Raw genomic sequence first — 2,375 nt, 5'->3', positions numbered from 1 at the left:
CCGACACGGCCTCGGCGATCCGAGTCAGGATCTCCTGCGAGAACGTGCGTCCGCCCATCGTAACCATGCCGCGAGTCTACGACACGGCGAGCGCTGTGTCCAGCACATGTTATGGGCAAGCTACAGCCCCGAGAGAGACGGGACCTGAGGAGGCGATTTATGACCGTGGGCAGTATAGAAGCCTTGCCCGCTTGTGACCATGGATCTGCACCGACTGCACGTACTCCTTCGCTCAGCGCAGACTTGCCCACTGAGCCTGCATGCGATGAGGCGAACAGAACCTGTTTCCGCTCCCTGGCGTCAATAGAAGCACGAAAAGTAATTGCGTGCGCGGAGGCGGTAGATTCAGGCTAGGCAAGCCGCTGCTTTCCACGCAAGATGTCGGAACGATGGTCATGACAATCGGCGCGAATCTTAAGCTCCGCTTGCGGCGGCGCATCTTCATCATCACCCTGGGGCTGCTCATCGCTCAGGTTGGGATGTTAGGGCATGCGCTCGAGCATACAATCGATCTGGCGCAAGACCGGCCCCACGTACCTTGTCTTCTATGCCATGCCGCCGATCAGCTCGGGCAGGGTCTACCGTCCGGCTGCGCGCTAGAAACATTACCTCGAAGCCCTAGCCTGGCGGCCGAGAAACCTCGCATTGCCGCCGCCGTTGTTACCGTCGTTCCCTTCCTGGCGCGCGCACCGCCCGCCGCTCTCCAAGCCTAGTTTTCTAAGTCTGTTCTCGATCGACGCGCCCTGGGCCGGGCCTCGGGCCGTGGCACGCGCGTTCGACATAAACTTCTTGGAGAGAAATCATGCGACAGAGACATCTGATTATCGGCTTGGCGCTAGTCTCGTGCGCTGCGCCTTCGACGGGCGCGGAAGGAGAGCCACAGAAACTGGACGAAGAGACGCTGGTCCTGGAGCCGATCACGGTCACCGCCACCCCCTTGGAGGCCGAAGCGGGTCACATCGCCCAGCCGGTCGAGGTGCTCACGGGCGAGGCGCTTCGGCGGCGGCAGGCCCCCACCATCGGCGAGACGCTCGCGCGTGAGCCTGGGATCAGCGCCAGCGACTTCGGCCGGGGCGCCAGCCGGCCGGTGATCCGAGGGCTAGGGGGATCGCGTGTGCGCATCCTGGAAAGCGGTATCGGGTCTATGGATGTCTCGAACCTGAGCCCGGACCATGCGGTCGGGATCGATCCCCTGCATGCGCGCCAGATCGAGATCTTGAAGGGACCCGCTACCCTGCTCTACGGCAGCGGGGCCATCGGCGGGATCGTCAACATCGTGACCGACCGCATCCCGACGGAGGTGCCGGACAAGCCCAGCCTCGAGGCGGAGTTTCGCTACGATTCCGCCACCAACGAGCGCACCGGGGGCGGCACCTTTGAGGCGGGCTATGACAACCTGGCCCTGCACTTCGATGGCTTGAAGCGCCGCACCTCCGACTATGACATCCCCGGGTTCGGATCCATCGACCCCGAGCCGGGCGAGGAGCCCGGGGAATTGTTCAATAGCGATGTCGATACGGAAAGCGAGGCCGGCGGCGCTTCCTATATCGGCGATCGGGGCCACCTCGGCTTCGCCATCAGCCACTACGCGAGCAACTACGGGGTGCCGGGCAGCGGCGACGAGGCAGGTGTTCGGATCGATCTCGACCAGCTCCGTTACGACATCGAAGGCGAGGTCGAGAACCCGGCCCCCGGTTTCAGCCGCGCGAAGATGAAGCTCGGTCACAACGACTACGAGCACCAGGAGATCGAGCCGAGCGGCGAGGTCGGCACGGATTTCCAGAACGACGAATACGAGGGGCGCGTCGAGCTCCTGCACAAACCCGTTTGGGGGTTCCGCGGCGCCCTCGGGGTGCAGGTCCGCCACCAGGACTTCGAAGCGATCGGCGAAGAGGCCCTGACGCCCCCGGTCGGTGGCCGATCGGTCGGGGTCTTCTGGTTCGAGGATCGCGACTGGGACCTCTGGCACTTCGAGGCCGGCGCCCGTTACGAAAACGCGCGCTATGACGCCGATGCGGGCAGCCCGGATGTCGAGCACGACATCTACAGTGTCTCGGGAGGCGCAGTGCGCAGCTTCGGGGACGATTACTCGGCGGGGTTCTCGGTGACCCGCGCACAGCGCGCCCCGAGCCTGGAAGAGCTTTACAACGACGGCCCGCATCTCGCGACCGCCACCTTCGAGCGCGGCGACACGGCGCTCGATCCGGAGACGGCCAATAACCTCGACCTCACCCTGCGAAAATCCGAGGGGCGCTGGACCTTGCGCGTTTCGGCCTTCGCCAATCTCATCGAGGACTTCATCTTCGCCGATTCCGTCGATGAAAACGGCGATGGGGTCGCCGACCGCGTGGACGAGGAAGGCGAGCTGGTTCCCG

At 64.4% G+C, this 2,375-nt stretch carries 2 protein-coding genes; both read left to right on the top strand.

Annotated elements, in window-relative coordinates; all coding sequences use genetic code 11:
* The first annotated feature begins 389 nt into the window (after positions 1–389).
* A complete protein-coding gene (locus M3461_10005; protein MDQ3774668.1) occupies positions 390–713 on the top strand; it encodes a hypothetical protein in 324 nt (107 codons plus the stop codon).
* Between the two features lie 89 nt (positions 714–802).
* Positions 803–2,375: TonB-dependent receptor (locus tag M3461_10000; protein ID MDQ3774667.1), on the top strand; the 1,573-nt coding region annotated here is incomplete at its 3' end.

Source organism: Pseudomonadota bacterium (assembly GCA_030860485.1).
In the GTDB taxonomy this organism is placed as follows: Bacteria; Pseudomonadota; Gammaproteobacteria; order JACCXJ01; family JACCXJ01; genus JACCXJ01.
Note: the sequence above shows the minus strand (reverse complement) of the source record. Positions and strands in the feature narration are given on the sequence as shown.

Bases quoted from the DNA above. Each gene is read 5' to 3' on its own strand.
- M3461_10005 (MDQ3774668.1), top strand. From the start codon at position 390: ATGGTCATGACAATCGGCGCGAATCTTAAGCTCCGCTTGCGGCGGCGC.